The 15,564-nt window shown below is 42.8% G+C and carries 12 protein-coding genes and 1 pseudogene; 7 read left to right on the top strand and 6 right to left on the bottom strand.

Going from position 1 to position 15,564, the window contains the following annotated elements; genetic code table 11:
• Positions 1-13: 13 nt before the first annotated feature.
• Together angU and CXF74_RS04575 are read right to left on the bottom strand one after the other, a co-directional pair.
• Positions 14-1,336 carry an anguibactin biosynthesis histamine N-monooxygenase AngU gene (gene angU, locus CXF74_RS04580; RefSeq protein ID WP_101081221.1) on the bottom strand — a complete coding sequence of 441 codons (1,323 nt, stop codon included), beginning with the start codon at positions 1,334-1,336 and terminating at the stop codon, positions 14-16.
• A 113-nt stretch (positions 1,337-1,449) separates the two neighbouring features.
• Positions 1,450-4,332: a condensation domain-containing protein gene (locus CXF74_RS04575; RefSeq protein ID WP_101081220.1), complete on the bottom strand. Its 2,883-nt coding sequence runs from the start codon at positions 4,330-4,332 to the stop codon at positions 1,450-1,452.
• A 239-nt stretch (positions 4,333-4,571) separates the two neighbouring features.
• Here CXF74_RS04575 and CXF74_RS04570 point away from each other — a divergent pair, with 239 nt between their 5' ends.
• The 5 genes from CXF74_RS04570 to CXF74_RS04550 all read left to right on the top strand — a co-directional run bounded on the left by CXF74_RS04570 (position 4,572) and on the right by CXF74_RS04550 (position 10,950).
• On the top strand, positions 4,572-4,895 hold the full coding sequence (locus CXF74_RS04570) for a phosphopantetheine-binding protein (protein ID WP_101081219.1): 324 nt from the start codon (positions 4,572-4,574) through the stop codon (positions 4,893-4,895).
• Positions 4,896-4,994: 99 nt separating this feature from the next.
• Positions 4,995-6,155: a histidine decarboxylase gene (locus tag CXF74_RS04565; RefSeq protein WP_101081218.1), complete on the top strand. Its 1,161-nt coding sequence runs from the start codon at positions 4,995-4,997 to the stop codon at positions 6,153-6,155.
• A gap of 158 nt (positions 6,156-6,313) precedes the next feature.
• Positions 6,314-7,924 carry an ATP-binding cassette domain-containing protein gene (locus CXF74_RS04560; RefSeq protein ID WP_101081217.1) on the top strand — a complete coding sequence of 537 codons (1,611 nt, stop codon included), beginning with the start codon at positions 6,314-6,316 and terminating at the stop codon, positions 7,922-7,924.
• Positions 7,921-9,561 (top strand): ATP-binding cassette domain-containing protein, encoded by a 1,641-nt coding sequence (locus tag CXF74_RS04555; protein WP_101081216.1) that lies wholly within the window; start codon positions 7,921-7,923, stop codon positions 9,559-9,561. Before CXF74_RS04560 ends, CXF74_RS04555 begins: the two co-directional genes overlap by 4 nt.
• A 312-nt stretch (positions 9,562-9,873) precedes the next feature.
• Entirely contained in the window at positions 9,874-10,950 is a 1,077-nt protein-coding gene (locus CXF74_RS04550; RefSeq protein ID WP_101081215.1) for a 3-deoxy-7-phosphoheptulonate synthase, read from the top strand.
• Positions 10,951-11,146: 196 nt separating this feature from the next.
• On the opposite strand, the pseudogene CXF74_RS04540 reads toward CXF74_RS04550, so the two are convergent.
• Positions 11,147-11,733 (bottom strand): annotated as a pseudogene (locus tag CXF74_RS04540) (IS6 family transposase).
• Between the two features lie 131 nt (positions 11,734-11,864).
• Positions 11,865-12,827: a phosphotransferase enzyme family protein gene (locus CXF74_RS04535; protein ID WP_101081213.1), complete on the bottom strand. Its 963-nt coding sequence runs from the start codon at positions 12,825-12,827 to the stop codon at positions 11,865-11,867.
• A 66-nt stretch (positions 12,828-12,893) separates the two neighbouring features.
• On the opposite strand from CXF74_RS04535, the gene CXF74_RS04530 reads away from it, so the two are divergent.
• Positions 12,894-13,496: an acyl carrier protein phosphodiesterase gene (locus CXF74_RS04530; protein ID WP_101081212.1), complete on the top strand. Its 603-nt coding sequence runs from the start codon at positions 12,894-12,896 to the stop codon at positions 13,494-13,496.
• A gap of 34 nt (positions 13,497-13,530) precedes the next feature.
• On the opposite strand, the gene CXF74_RS04525 is transcribed toward CXF74_RS04530, so the two are convergent.
• Positions 13,531-14,100: a phosphoribosyltransferase gene (locus tag CXF74_RS04525; protein ID WP_101081211.1), complete on the bottom strand. Its 570-nt coding sequence runs from the start codon at positions 14,098-14,100 to the stop codon at positions 13,531-13,533.
• 145 nt (positions 14,101-14,245) lie between these two features.
• On the opposite strand from CXF74_RS04525, the gene CXF74_RS04520 reads away from it, so the two are divergent.
• Positions 14,246-14,893 carry a hypothetical protein gene (locus CXF74_RS04520; protein WP_101081210.1) on the top strand — a complete coding sequence of 216 codons (648 nt, stop codon included), beginning with the start codon at positions 14,246-14,248 and terminating at the stop codon, positions 14,891-14,893.
• Positions 14,894-14,967: 74 nt separating this feature from the next.
• Here CXF74_RS04520 and CXF74_RS04515 read toward each other — a convergent pair whose 3' ends face one another.
• Complete coding sequence (locus CXF74_RS04515; RefSeq protein ID WP_101081209.1) at positions 14,968-15,543, bottom strand: TetR/AcrR family transcriptional regulator; 576 nt, start codon at positions 15,541-15,543, stop codon at positions 14,968-14,970.
• Positions 15,544-15,564: the final 21 nt, after the last annotated feature.

The following is a 15,564-nucleotide window of genomic DNA, read 5'->3' as shown; positions in this document are numbered from 1 at the left end:
TTAGATAAAACAGTTACCCACGAGGCGCTCCATAGCTTTGGAACGCTGACTTTTCCGGTAAACGGTAAACCACTTTATCCAATACCTGATTAATGATGGACGCATTACGATACGCACCTAAACCGAGATCTGGGGTCCCAACGCCATGTTGGAAAATCTCTGAATTTTGAATAAATACGCGGCCTACACCTTGATCGCAACGTTGCGCAATGAAGTTCTCTTCAACAATACAATCACCATGCTCATCTGTTTCTAACACTGAATTCTTTAGGTTTTCAAACCAACTTGGCCACTGGTGAGTGTAGCCAGTAGCAACGATGATTGCTTCTGTACGTAGAGTAAAAGATTGTTCTTGTTGTGTATGTAAGCACTCGATCTCGATAACATCGGTCTCATTTTCAATAGTAAGCTTATTCACCTGGCTATTGGAATACAAGTTTAACCCAGGTTCACGGCCACCAATCGAGCGTTCATATAGCAAATCAAAAATATCGGTGATCGTGTAATCACTAATGCCTTTGTAAAGTAACCCTTGTCCCTTAACGACTGCTCTGCGCTTTTCGCGAGGCAGGGTATGAAAATACTGCATGTACGCGGGCGTGAAACATTCTTGTCCTAGTTTAGACGCTTCCATCGGATGGAAACCTCCAGAACGCGTCAACCAGTTTATTGTTGCCCCCGCGTCGATTTGTGCAGGGGTCAGATCGCGGTAAAGATTCAGCACACATTCTGCAGCGCTTTGGCCAGAACCGATCACTGTGACGCTGTTACAACGCGCCAATTGTTCTCGCATATGAGCGAATTCGGCGGAGTGCTTGATCTGTGGGTGGTTCATGTGTTCCGCCCAATTTGGTAGCCAAGGCACCGTGCCCACTCCTATAGCGATATCGTGACTATAACGAGTACGACTTTCTCCAGACTTCAACTCACTGTTAATCACAAAACGTTCTTGCTCTGTTTGATACTGAATGTCTGTCACGGTTTCTCCGTAAGCACAGTTTTTCAGTTCTTTCGATGCCCATTGACAATAGTGGTTATATTCACTGCGTGGGACGAGAAAGTTTTCGTAGTAATAAAACTGGTAAAGTCGATCGTGATGCTTAAGGTAATTTAAGTAGCTCAGGGGATGGCAAGGATCCGCCATCGTAACGAGATCTGCTAAAAAGGGGACTTGTAGTGTCGCGCCGGGTAACAGCATCCCGTTGTGCCAACTGAATTCAGGCTTACGCTCTATAAACTCAGCATCTAATTCAGGGTGATGAGAAACTAAGGCCGCTAAGCCCAAGTTAAACGGTCCAATACCGATGCCGACGATGTTCTTTTTCTTAGTGTGCATTCTTCGTCCTCCTAGGGTAGTAAAGTACTTCTAATGTGATGGATAAAAAGCACGGTTTGTTATTGTTATTGTTATTGTGAGTGAATATTTTTAAACCGTTAAGAAAGTCGTCGTTACTCACTGAGCACTCGCGAATGGTCAAGTAACGCTGCTACTTCACTTGCGTCACTGCAACTAATAAGCTGCATTATTGGCAGTGCCACTGAAAATTCAGATAACAGCTCCGCACTTATCTGTTTAAGGTGGCTAGGCCGCAACCCAAGCTGGGTAAATGCTGTTTTTTCATCAAGGTGATCTTTCGGTTCAGCTCCCAGCGCCTTACAATAAATGGCAAATATTTTGCGTTTAGTTACGTCGGCGGGTGTTGATTCGACGACTGGTACCACGTCTTTAAACAACACTACACGAGAGCGAACATTGGCAAGATCAAGGGCATCTTCGGGTGGTGACGTAAACGTTTTTGTCTCCGCCATATGAGTCATTACAATATCGATTCGCTCAAGCAACGCTGCAACCAAGTGCTCAGATACTGCGTCAATGGCATAATCAATACTGAACATCACGGCACCATCGGCTTGCGCGACAAAACGCACATCGATCGCCACTTGGGGTGTTTGAGTCAGGCCGCGACACAAGGTCATCGGGGCACTCTTGCTCAGGGTAGGCCAAGACAAACCACTGGTCACCACAATCGGTAAAGTGGGGGCTGGTCCATATTTATCGAACAGTATTCTTGCTAAATCGACGCCTGAAAACGCGAGGTGCTCAAGCCCTTCGAAAGTATCTGATTGAAGCTGCTTTGCACGGTCAACAAACGGCTGTTGGTTGGCATCCCATTGCAGCGCGATAAAGGTTGACTGACTCGCGTAAGTACTACTGTTAAGTGGTATCACTGGCACTGCGACACATAATTTTCGGTCGTCAATATGGTGGGAAATTACTTCCATTACCGTTGCCATGATGACCGTGTTTTTAAACAAGTTCTGCTCTCCACCGACTCGACATAGTTGTCGCATTGTCTCTTTGCTTATTTCGAGACTTTGGCGCTGATAGCGCGAACTTGATATAGATTCTAATGGTTGATGCCAAGGAAATTGCATCAACCCAGTGACGTGATTTAGTTTTTCGAGCCAGTAATGCTTAGCCTTCGCTCTTAGTTCTTTCTGATCACTGCCATCTGCGGTTATTTCGATATTCGGAAGGTAAGGCGCTTGTCCTTCAAAGAGTTCCACCATAAGGGAGGCTATTGACCTTGCATCTAAAATTAAGGCATCAAAACGAGCAAAAACATGCAAAATACCATTGCCAAGAGAGAATAGGGTGATATCCCACAATGGCTGCTCAAGCTCGAAAATATGGTGGCTATATGCGTAGCGGCGTCGGCTGAGTTCAGATTCAATCTGTTCTGGTGACATTAGGCTTAAATCAACATGAGTCACATTGACTTGCGGACAATGACTGGTGCGCAGTTTTAACGTTTTACTATCCACAAAAGTACGTAAACAAGGATGCTTCACCACCATTTTAGACAAGCGTAGGCGTACGATCTCTGGCGACAAAGCACCTCGGTATTCAAGTTGTTCCTGCATTGCAACGCCGCCAAGTGGCATCTGCGTTGTTCTTCCCAATAAGTAAGCGCGCTGCATCGCGGTCAAATCGGTCGTGAGAGTTTCTTCGCAAATAAGGCGTGACTGCAGTTTCCCTAAGGGGGATGACAACAGTTTAGGCGCTTCAATTACCGCCTTAGTCAGTGCGACAAAGTGTTCAAATACCGCCGACACCCACTCTTTTGGCAATGCTTCATGACGGACATCCCAATTGATCATTATGCCGCCATCAATGCTCACCACTTGTGAGTCTAATGCGACTTGTGAGCCTTGAGATATCGTCCAATTCATCCGGCCAAACTGTTTGTGTACTCGAGGTGAAAACAGGTCTCCACCGGGCAAATCTATAGCTGATGTAAATACAATGGGCGCTAATTGTGCGATGCCGTGGTAGAGAGATAGATCGCGCATCACGTTAACGCCAGCATAACTGCTGTGAGACAACAGTGACGTCATATCCGTCGCTATCTGGCGGCAGAAGTCAATCAATGTCGGCGCCCCGTGCATCTTAATATTGAGCACGACAAAATTGACGAAGTCTCCCACTATACGGTCAGTCCCTTCGCAAATAGGCGGACGCCAGAAGGTCGGTACACTTAATCTAAACTCGTGGTCACCCGTTGCTTTCCCCAACGCTCTGGCAAATAACCCCAGCATTAAATTTGATGGTGTGATGGCATGTTGTCGAGCAAGCGCGATCAAACCACTACGCTGTTCTGCGTCTAACCAAGCCGAGTAATGATGACTTTCTGCTTGTGGTTGTGAGGTGTCTAGAAATGGTAACGAAGGCGCAGGGGCGATCTGATTGAGGCGTGATTTCCACCAAGCTCGGTCCGCCTTGCGTTGTAATTTTAGTTGTGGATCCGATTTTTCCATATCGTGCCAAGAGAAAAATGTTGGTTTGGACGGAAGTGCTGAAGTTGTGTCCTGATAAAACATCGCTAAATCTTCAATCAAAAGTCGGCAACTATCTGGGTCGATAGCGATCATATCGGTATCAATATGGAAACGAAAAGCATGATTTGGCAACAAGCTGATAGAGAACCTAGCCGCTTTGCCCTGGCTTAAATCGAGTGCCTGATGTGCCCACTCTTGTCGCTTCAGTGTCAGTTGCTGTTTTACAGCCTCAAGAGGCAGTAATGTAAAATCATCAATTTCTAACGCACATAGGCTGGGTTTATCGGCGATGGCAGGATTGCCTGCACGATCAATTTTTAGCCGCAACATTTCGTGAGTCAGAAAAAGCTTACCTAACGCTGCGCGCAGTTTTTCAAGGTTGATGCTTTCCCCATCAAACTCACTATAAAGATGTGATGCGACACCACCAAGCTTGGCATTCACTTCGCGCCCAAACCAACATGCAGCTTGCATTGGCGTTAATCCACTCATTATGTTCTCACTTTGTTGACAATGTTAACGTTAGGCGTCATTATTTTGTAAATGCGAATGATTTTCAATAACTTTCGCAATATATTTTTATTATTAATTTTTATCTATCAAATAGATATAAAAAAATAGCGTGAAAATCAGCTAAGAATAGTCGATTTTAATCATACCTTTGGCATGAATAAAAGACGATGTAATGCTATTGATACGTAGCGGTAAATAGGATTTTAAGGAATAAAGTGATGCCACTAGCGAAGAATATAAGCGAGCAGACACCCAGAGATACTTTGTTTATAAACACAAAGGATAAGCAATTTGAGTCTGAACCTGAACTAAGTTATCAATGGCTTTACGATAAAGTCCAAGCTCTGATTGGAGGTGATGAAATCGATCCAGAAGAGAATTTACTTCTCTATGGTCTCGATTCCTTAAGAATGATGCGACTGGCCTCTGAACTCAACCAGCGGGGTATAAAAGTCACCTTTGAAGAGCTCGGCCATGAACCCACGGTCGCAAACTGGTGGATACTATTGCAGAAAAAACAAAAAGCCATATTTATCAGCTAATTCAAAAATATAAACTAAAAAATCAAACCAGCCCAATGAACGTTACCGCGAGTCACGTGTGGGCTTTCATTGTAATAGATCATATATATAGGAAATATAATGAGATTATCTAATGTGGATCGCAATCGCATTGACGAATTTTGGCTTTATTGCAAGGAGAACCAATATTTTAATGTCGGTTATCCTGAATCTGCTGATTTTGATTACTCCTTTCTAGAGAAGTTCCTTGAATTCTCGCTCAACAACTGTGGAGATTGGAGCGAGGAAAGTAACTATAAGCTCAATACTTTTGAATTTGAAAGGGAAGTCATGACTTTCTTTTTTGAATTATTCAAAATACATAGTGCAGACAGCTGGGGGTATATTTCTAATGGTGGGACCGAAGGAAACATGTTCTCCTGTTACCTCGCTCGAGAGTTATTCCCTACCGGGAAAATATATTATTCAGAAGAGGCTCACTATTCCGTAGATAAGATTGTGAGGATGCTGAATATGCATGGTCAGAAAATTCCATCGTTAGAAAACGGTGAAATAGACTACCGTCAGCTCTCTTCACAAATTCAACAAGACCAAGAAGCTCATCCCATCATCTTTGCTAATATCGGTACAACTATGCGAGGTGCAGTTGATAATATTAAACGTATTCAAGATGATATTGAACAGTTGGGGATCAAGCGTGAAGACTATTATATTCACGCGGATGCTGCGCTTAGCGGTATGATTATGCCCTTTGTGGACAATCCAGACCCCTATTCGTTTGAGGATGGTATCGACTCTATCAGTGTTTCTGGACATAAAATGATTGGCTCCCCTATCCCATGCGGGATCGTGATCGCCAAGCGTAAATACGTGGAAAAGATTTCGGTAGAGGTGGATTATATCTCTTCCAAAGATCAAACCATAAGTGGTTCAAGAAATGGGCATAATGCTTTGTTTATGTGGGCTGCAATAAAGAGCCTCTCGACCGACGATTGGAAAAAGAAAGTAAACAACTGCTTAGAGATTGCTCAGTATACAGTTGATAGATTTCAAGCTGTCGGTATTGATGCTCGTCGAAATGAAAATTCAAATACAGTCTTTTTCCCATGTCCTTCAGAATCCGTGTGGAGAAAATACTCATTAGCTAATTCTGGCAATACTGCGCATATCATTGTCATGCCTCATTACGATAAAAATATTAAAATAGATTCGCTCATCGAAGATATTATTGACGACTTGAAACCTGGTTATTACATGCAAAGAGCCAGTGGTGAGAACTAGTCAGTCAGTCAGTAATTTTCGGTTGGTCAGCAATATGAATAACCAATTAAACGTTTCACCACCAAATGGAATAAGCTTAATATGAAATCTAGTGAGAGCATTATATGCTTAAAATATCAATCCCACGCCACCTACTTTAATAAGTGGAGGGAGATAGCATGATAAATAAAATCAGCCAGCACTATCTCACTGCTGCGCTCATGCCTGCTTTGCAGCCAGCCATCGGCAAACTCACGCTGGGCACCTGTGCTGAAGTGCTTGCTGCACTCGCCAAAATAGGCGCACTACTGTGTTTAATTCAACTCGTTGACGATCCTTCGAGTAAATGGGTTTACAGTGCTATCGGCCTTTGGATCGTGAGTGCTGCCGTCTCTTCATTAGCGTCTTGGTGGGTGCATGAAGCTGAAGCCAAATTTTCGTCTCAGGTACGTCGTCAAGTGGCTCAGCATCTCGCGAGGTTGCCAAGTAAAACAGTGTCTCGATATGGGGATAATCAGCTTCGCCGGTTGGCTTCAGAGGACATTAATACGCTGCACCACATGGTTGCTCATTTACCGTCTGAATTTGTCACGTTCATATTGGTGCCATTCACGTCCATTATCATCATGTTGAGCCTAGCTGGGTCAATTGCACTTTTAGCCCTGATTCCCGGTCTTCTCGCGTCACTTTATTATCTGGTTTTTTTACCCAAGTATGCGGCCAAACATGGCGCTGAACGCATGCTCATTATGGGGGAAATTGTGACGGCAGTGAATGATTACACAAGGGGCATCCGAGTCAACCGTATTTATGGTACTCAATCGGGCGCCATTGCGGATTATCGACATGCCACGCAACGTTTTACCGACGGTCTCGTAAAGTGGGTGGGTAATGTCGCTCTCGCAGCCGCTATTGCTATCGCGCTGCTACAAGCGGTTGCTACTTTAGCTATCGCTTACACGATTTCCTATCAGTTAAGCCCTGCAGCTATGGCTTCGGTTTTCTTTTTTGGCCTTGCCATTGTGACGCCGGTGCTAAAGTTAGGTCACGGCTTAGATTATGTGACGGCAGGTAAGAATGCTGCCAAACACATCGGCGACTTTTTACAAGAAAGCACCATCGCTTCAGGCCAAGTAAAACGAGAGAGTAAATCAGATTCGTTACACGCCGAAAACATCAAGGTCGTTACCGACCAGAATACGATCATCAACGGCCTTTCTCATACCTTTATTCCCGGTTCTTGCACGGCTATTATGGGGCCAAGTGGCGTTGGGAAAAGCACCTTGTTACGTATCTTATCCGGTTACGAACAGCCTTCATCTGGGACCGTTACCCTAGGTGATGATGATATATCAGACCTTGATGAAGTCTCGCGACATAATGCCATACGCTACGTTCCCCAAAACACTGGGGTGCTGAAAGCAACGGTACGAGAGAATCTGCAATTAGCAACACCTGATGCTACCGACGAGACGCTCTGCGATGCACTGAACCAAGCTCAGTTGATGATAGATCTTACCGCGAACGCAGCCTCTCTCTCTGGTGGAGAGCAGCAACGCATTGCGCTTGCTAATGTGTTCTTAAGTAACGCCAACATCATCTTACTTGACGAGCCTACTAGCGCGCTTGATAAAGAGACCGCGTTGGTGGTGATGACAAACTTACGTGCACTGGCTCATCAACAAGGGAAAACCATTATCGTGGTGACTCATGACACCGACCTCGCTCTACAAACCGATCTTACGTTGACATTAACTCGAAACGCTGAAAAAAAGGACGATAAAGTATGACGACGAACAACACTAATTCCGCCAGTAAACCACTGCCAGAACAGGTAAAACGTCGGTTGTTTCTTGTTGGCTCTGGTTGGGTATTGGTTGCCATACTAGAAGCGGCTGCTTATATTGTTTTGGCCCTAGCCATCGTTGACAAACAAGCTCCGATGTATGTTTTGGTGGCTGCAGGTGTCGCTATCTTGGCGACCGTCATTGTCACTCGATCTGGCTTTTTGTCCGGCGCGAAACTTACTGGTGATCTCTATTCCGCGCTCGGTAAAGCACTTAGCCAAGCAAAACTATCTTGGTTTACCGAACATCACAGAACGCAAACAACTCACCTGGCTGAGCGGGGCATTCCTGGTTTTATGAGCATACCAGCCCACCAACTGCAAACCTTCCTACACGCACCATTCCTCCCTTTATTTCTCGTGGGGGGCATTGGTTTAGTCGGGGGCATAACTATCGCAATGCTGAGTGCAATATTACTCGCTGGCGCGTTATTCATTCAATATAAAGCGCAATTAGCACTGATCCATACTGATAGTGAGCGACACATCGCAGATGTGAATACGACCAAGTACACACTTGAACTGATCGACCACCTCGACTTACTGCGCGCGACAGCGGGTCCAAAGCGGGCGGTTGAACGCATTGAAGCAAGTTGGACTAAGCAGGAGGACATTCACAAAACTATCAACCGTTCGGCATCTAAAACCACATTTTTATCGACGCTCGCAACAATACTGCCGTTGGCTGGCATGGCGAGTTACTTGGTTGTCTCTGGCACCACTGAACCACTATTAATCTTATCGTTGTTGATTCTTATCACCAGAGCATCAGCGCCTTTGGGCGAGTTAGCACTCGCTGGATTTGCGATTAATGATGTGCGCGCGACGATTAAGGATTATATGCAGTTAACCACGGTTCCGAGCTTGCCGGAGCCTAAACCAGAAAATGCTCAGCTGCCCAATCATCACCAGTTACAGCTACATTATGTTGGTTTTTTAGATATTTTCATCGGTGCAAACGCTGACATTATAGAAGGCGCTAAAGTTGTTATTAACGGGCCAAGTGGTGGTGGCAAGAGTACGCTGTTAGGTTTGCTAATGCGATTTGATGACCCTACGCAAGGTCTTATTACCCTGGGTGGAGTCGATATAAAACAAATCCGTTACGACGTGCTTACGCAATATTTTGCTTACGTTGCACAAGATCCTATCGTTTTCACAGGGACTTTGGCTGACAACATCCGCTTGGGTAAACCTGATGCGAGCGATGAAGAAATCGAGCTATGTGCAAGGGATGCTCAGTTAAGTGAGGTGATAGACCGCTCAGATCTCGGGATCCATCAGCTTGTCGGGCAAAAAGGCGAAGCGTTATCTGGTGGTGAGGGACAAAGGTTGGCCATCGCGCGCGCGCTCATCAAGCAAGCACCGATACTGATTCTTGATGAAGCCACTTCGGCACTGGATGATGCCACCGAGAGACTTATCGCTGCACATGTTCATTCGCTAAACACGACGGTTATCGTGGTCACACACAGGGAACCAAGTATCTGGCAGCCGACAATGGAATTTAATATACAAAATCAAACCGTCAGCCATCGGATCCACAGTGTTCAGCCCAACGCAAGAAAGGCGATTGCATAAAAGTCAGCATCGTTGCGATGTTTTGGCACAAGCATTTGTGGCCATACTGAATAGCCTCGACCATAGCGAGGCTATTTTTTTGCGCTAGTTACAGCCGTTTCCTTAATATCATTGCGATGTTCTATTCGAGCCTAAAATATTGGGTAATTTAAACACGCAGTACGACGCATGTAATTGAATAAAGCAGACCAGTTTTTACCATGTAAGGTATTGACAAGTAATACGCATTATTACATGATGCCCACCCTTGCATGTTAATGATAATCATTTCGGTTTGGGTGTTTGTTTAGTGCGACTTTACGGATAGTGTCCATGAAAATGTTAGAAAATATCATAAATGCATCATCAGTGATGTTGCTGCCTAGTCTTGAATCCATTCAGCGCGAAACTCGCTTGAATGAGCAACTTCAACAATTTATTGAACAACAAAGAGCAGAAATTAAAAGTATACTTTTAGGCGAAGACCCTCGGCTATTAGTGATCATCGGCCCATGCTCAATACATGATCCCCACGCGGCAATAGAATACGCAACTCGGTTAGTCAAAATGCAAAAACAGTACCGCGGAACCTTAAAGCTGGTGATGCGTACTTACTTTGAAAAGCCACGTACAAGAGCTGGTTGGAAAGGTTTTATCGTCACGCCAGATCTGAATAGTGAGTTTAATTTTCTCCAGGGTGTAACTCGCAGCAGACAACTGATGAAATCAATTCTAGAGCTCGGGATGCCAATCGCCACTGAGTTTTTAGACACTAACATCGCGCCCTACATTGCCGATATGGTTTGCTGGGGTGCTATAGGAGCGCGTACAACAGAGTCTCAGCCTCATCGTCAACTGGCTTCAGGACTTCATTGTCCCATTGGCTTTAAAAACGGCACGGATGGAAATGTCTCTATCGCCATTGATGCTATACACGCTGCAAAAGATCGCCACCTTGTGCTTGCACAAAGCGAAAACAACCAAACGTTTGCTGTAGAAACGCAAGGGAACGATCACTGCCATATCATTTTACGAGGCGGCGCAACACCAAACTATTCAAGTCGTGACGTGAAAAACGCAGCCTACCATCTTCAATATAGTCACCTGACTCCTCGATTAGTGGTAGATTGCAGCCATGGAAATAGCGGGAAAATAGCTAAAAACCAACTTTCTGTTGCTGACAATATAGCTGAACAAATGATGTCGGGTGAGAAGAGCATTGCTGGTGTCATGTGTGAAAGTTTTTTACTCGGAGGCAACCAGAAGATAAATTTGGATGGGCTTAATTACGGGCAATCGATTACCGATGAATGTTTATGCTGGGACGACACATTAGTCTTTCTTGAATGCGTGAGTAAAGCGATAGAACATCGACATTCAAAGGCGAAAAAGCAAGCTGAGGTTGCATAAAATGTTACCCGGCTATCGACTTGAAAATAAGGTTCTGTCGCAAACTCAGATTGTGGGTTCTAAATTAAAAAGGCACTTTTCCTCAGATACAATTATGCAATTAAAGAAGAAAACTGCTCCCATGACGTTATTTTTCTGTGTTAATCATCTGTCCTTGCTTAATCATGGAGCAGACTTCAATACCTGCCAAGGTTGATTATTCACCCATCCAAGACTTCCATCCTAAACATTGATGCATTTTACCTTTCACTTTTCGATGACTTTGTTCAACAATATTGTTGAGGTATTTAACTGCCAATACTTCGATCATGCGCAACATGTATCCACCTAACCAAAGGCTAATATTGATGGTATCTAACGCAGCTACATTCGCGCCACTTTTATCGATAACAACTTTATTTAGAAATCCACTACTGCCTATCGCTTTATCAAAGAAGGCCCGTGCATCCTGTTCATTACGTGTTTCACTCAAATAGAAATCAATAATAGCGCCATACTTATCTACGGCTCTATAGTAGTAGACCCACTTACCTATGACCTTAATATAGGTCTCATCTATACGCCATGAATCAGCTACTTTACGTTTTATTTTTCTGAAATTGGCTTCAAGTAATGGCGCATATTTTATCACCCAACGATTTAATGTTGAGTGGTCAAAGCGGATATTTCGCTCAGAAAAAATCTCTTCTATTTCACGGCAACTTAATTTGTACGCTAAGTAATAACGAAGTGCTGCATGATGATCTCTTGTGGGAAATGGCATCCTGAAAAGCTAAGCTTCATGTTAATAATACTCAGCTATTGTGACGTTGCATTATCAATATATCGCTTCACTTCGTCAACTTTGCGACAGAACCCTTTTTTGTGCTCTCTGAGTAACGCAGTGGCTTCGTGGTTATGTTTGGTTATTTATCTTATTTACCTAAATTTTTGTTCTCTTTTAAAAAAGCTATTTTTTGATCAAAATAGTTGTCATCTAACCAGCCTTTAGCAACTGCAATATCAATATGCAAACCGATTAACCATAAATGACGGATAGAAACCAAGCTGTCTATTAACATAATATCATCACCTGCTAATGGGCGCTGTTGTTGGTAGGCATGTAAGAACCGCTGCCAGATGGCCTCTTCTTTTCCCTGTGACTTTAATGACCACTTGAAAACCGCTAAATCATAAACACGTAAGCCGATTGCGCAGCAATCAAAATCAAAACTCACCAGCGATGTTCCATCATAATGTGCATTCCCCCCATGCATATCAGCATGGCAAAAGCCGATATCCTGTGATTCATCGAGTGCTTTTTGTAGGGTAATAGCGAGCTTGTCAGCTGTGTTTTTAATAAATAACCAATCATCTTGGCGATCTATCAAAAAAGGTTTAATACGCGCTAATGGCTCACTAATCAGATGCTTAACATCCAATTGAAAGCGTTGCTTAGAGGTTTTCAATTGTTCAGAGCAAAAATGAATTTGCGCAAGGTGTTGGGCGTATAACGCCGAATTGTTAGGAATAGAGAAGTCGAGCTCATTACCGGCAATATAACGGGTTAGTATGATATAACGCAGACCCTCAGGCGCATTCAACGGGACAATATAATCCCCTTTTTTTGTCGCGATAGGATAAGCAATGTCAGCGCCATTTTCCTGTAAATGAAGCAATGCTTGTATCTCAAAGTTGATCGATGCTAAATCTCGCCAGCCATAACGATAAATACGTAATATAAAGGTATCGAGCTCTGTTTTTACTTTATACGTATCATTCAGGCCCTGACACCAGAATTCACAGTGCACTGCTTTGTCTATTTGAAATTGTGGAATGACATCGAGCAATAACGCATGGCTACAAGTAACGGAATAGGTGACGGGCAGTGTTAACATATTAAGCTCTCTGACTAATTTTAGTTATACTATCGTTAATTCACGTATTAACCAACGAGTCGCTTAATGAACTATCTTGCCCATCTACATATTGCACAGCATACCCAGACTAGTTTGTTGGGCAATTTTTTAGGTGATTTTGTAAAAGGTAATCCCGATGGTTCATATAACCCAGAAGTTGTAAAAGGCATTCGTTTACATCGATTTGTTGATAGTTATACCGATGCGCATCCATTAATAAAAACGGTAAAACCTTTATTTTCAAAAGAGTTACGTCGATTCTCGCCTATCAGTTTAGATATGTTTTGGGATCATTGTTTAGCCAAGCACTGGTTAACTTTTCATAGGCAGTCGTTAAGTGATTTTTCAATACAAGCGCAAACGATTATTGCTGAAGAAACAAAAGTATTAACAGAGCCATTACCTGAGCGATTTGAGAGGGTGTCGACATTAGTCTGGCAGGGTAGGTGGTTTGAACATTATGTCGATTTAAAGAATATTGATTTTGCATTGCAGCGTATTGCATCACGTAGTCCTCGAATGACTCCTCTCGCTGATACGTTTGTTACTCTAGCTGATCATTATGAAGAATTAACAGAGACCTTTTTTAAGTTGTACCCTGATGTGCTCGAAGCAACACTTACAAAAACAAAAAAGGAGACTATTTAGTCTCCTTTTTACTCACCATGTTACGTAACCGAGCTTAAGACTCCTCTGTAAATAGGTGTTTGATATTTTCAAAGTCACTTTTACCGTTTGCGATTTCTTCAATGCTTAAACCTGATATTTCATGTGGGAAAACTAACCACTCTTCAGATTCATGAATAAAGTAATCTGGTACCATTTCAACGGCTTTATTTTTAGGTTTGTAATAAGGCGTTGCGATACGTACGTCGCGTGGCATATTCAAACGCATTAGCTCAGAAAGTTTTTCTTTTAATGCAACAACACTACGGCCTGAATCAAATACATCATCAACGATTAATAGACCGTCATCCGCATTGGCATTCTCGATAATGTAATGTAAACCATGCACTTTAATGGTTTTACTTTGTTTACCGATACCGTAATAAGACGAAGTACGTACAGCGATATGATCCGTTTCTACTTTCTTGTAGTCAAAGTATTCTTGTACAGCGATACCAATTGGTGCACCCCCACGCCAAATACCAACAATAAACTGTGGGCGAAAGCCACTGTCGTAGACTTGTGCAGCTAGGCGGAATGAATCTTCAAGTAGCGTTTTCGCGGTGATAAATACTTTGTCTGACATAGGACCTCTCCTGTTAATTGTGGGCAAAGTTTAGACTAACGTCACAAAATTTCAATGACTAATATCAATCCTAACGCGCATCTCTATGTATGGTCGATTTTAGGTTAAACTAGCCTTCTAATATATTGTCCCCTAAAGGAAACAGATGCCTGCTTCACCACCCTATGAGCGTTTTGATCAAGTACATCTAAAACTGCAAAAATTACTTAAAGAAACAGTAACCAATACATTATTAGAAAATAGAATTCCGCTGGCTGTGGCGGATAAGTTGGCGCGTCAAGTTGCTGACAACCTAGATGTGGCACACTTCTATGAAATAATTGAACAGAATGTGCAAGACACGCGTTTTCCTAAGCAACGTATTCTCGATCGTACTATTGTGCACATGTTTGAAGTGTTATATCGCACTGTGAATATACCGCTAGAAGGTAAAAAAATAACCGAGGAAAAAGAATTTTTTAGCATTGTTCCCCGCGGTGAATGTTTAGATCTTTTTTTACAGTTAGTTAAAGAGTACTGCATGGGCGATGCTGAGATAGAGAAGCATACTCAACAAATAGGGCCAATGATCAGAGAAAACCATGATGGTGCAGTGATTGATTGGCAGGCTATTTATGAGAGTGAGCAGTTTAAGCATTATTTAGATGGTTTATTGAAGCTGATTTTAAGCCGTTTAAGAAAAGATCAAAGACCGATTCCTGCACTTGAAAATAAGATTCCGCTGAAGTATCAACCTTACCGTATCAACTCATTTTTGAATCAAATATGCTTGATGTGGGAAAAACAGCAATAACAGTTAAGCACTTTCCACTGTAAGAGTCTAAATACTAAAACATAACCACGAAGCGACTTCGCGGTTATGTTTAATTAACGTTTAAAGCGTAACAAACTCTCAACACATGCGGTTGCTTCGATTGCACTGTTCAAGTTACCTTGTACCAATGCCCCATTAATCACGCCTTCTTTTAATAAGAAAATGGTATCAACAAGAAATTGATTTTTTTCAGGCTTTTGCTCAAAGGAATCAACATGTGTCTGAATAATACTTTTAACCGCGATTTTATGTGCCTGACAGGTTTCATAAAGTAGTGGATTTGTTTGTGCATATTCAGCACAACTATTATTAAAATAATCTCCTCTAAAGTCACCCAGCGTGGCGTCGTGATTATTAATAAAATCATGGAGTAGTTCAAACAAAGCAAGCAACGCATCTTTACCAATTTCAGCACTGGTTAGTTTAAACTTTAAATGGTTTACCTCTAACTGATCGCGGTAGATAAGCGTGGCCACAATTAACTCATCTTTACTGACAAAATGGTTGTAGAGAGTCTTTTTAGCAACGCCTGCCGTTTTAATAATTTCATTAATGCCCACCGCATGAATACCTTTTTGGTAAAACAGCGAAAAGGCGACTTCGATGATATGACGCTTTTTAATATTCATATAAACTACCTCTGATTTGAA

Source organism: Psychromonas sp. Urea-02u-13 (assembly GCF_002835995.1).
Classification (GTDB): domain Bacteria; phylum Pseudomonadota; class Gammaproteobacteria; order Enterobacterales; family Psychromonadaceae; genus Psychromonas.
This window is presented reverse-complemented; position numbering and strand designations above follow the sequence as displayed.

Coding starts and splice junctions, on each gene's coding strand:
- angU (WP_101081221.1), bottom strand. CDS start 1,336: ATGCACACTAAGAAAAAGAACATCGTCGGCATCGGTATTGGACCGTTT.
- CXF74_RS04575 (WP_101081220.1), bottom strand. CDS start 4,332: ATGAGTGGATTAACGCCAATGCAAGCTGCATGTTGGTTTGGGCGCGAA.
- CXF74_RS04570 (WP_101081219.1), top strand. CDS start 4,572: ATGCCACTAGCGAAGAATATAAGCGAGCAGACACCCAGAGATACTTTG.
- CXF74_RS04565 (WP_101081218.1), top strand. CDS start 4,995: ATGAGATTATCTAATGTGGATCGCAATCGCATTGACGAATTTTGGCTT.
- CXF74_RS04560 (WP_101081217.1), top strand. CDS start 6,314: ATGATAAATAAAATCAGCCAGCACTATCTCACTGCTGCGCTCATGCCT.
- CXF74_RS04555 (WP_101081216.1), top strand. CDS start 7,921: ATGACGACGAACAACACTAATTCCGCCAGTAAACCACTGCCAGAACAG.
- CXF74_RS04550 (WP_101081215.1), top strand. CDS start 9,874: ATGAAAATGTTAGAAAATATCATAAATGCATCATCAGTGATGTTGCTG.
- CXF74_RS04535 (WP_101081213.1), bottom strand. CDS start 12,827: ATGTTAACACTGCCCGTCACCTATTCCGTTACTTGTAGCCATGCGTTA.
- CXF74_RS04530 (WP_101081212.1), top strand. CDS start 12,894: ATGAACTATCTTGCCCATCTACATATTGCACAGCATACCCAGACTAGT.
- CXF74_RS04525 (WP_101081211.1), bottom strand. CDS start 14,100: ATGTCAGACAAAGTATTTATCACCGCGAAAACGCTACTTGAAGATTCA.
- CXF74_RS04520 (WP_101081210.1), top strand. CDS start 14,246: ATGCCTGCTTCACCACCCTATGAGCGTTTTGATCAAGTACATCTAAAA.
- CXF74_RS04515 (WP_101081209.1), bottom strand. CDS start 15,543: ATGAATATTAAAAAGCGTCATATCATCGAAGTCGCCTTTTCGCTGTTT.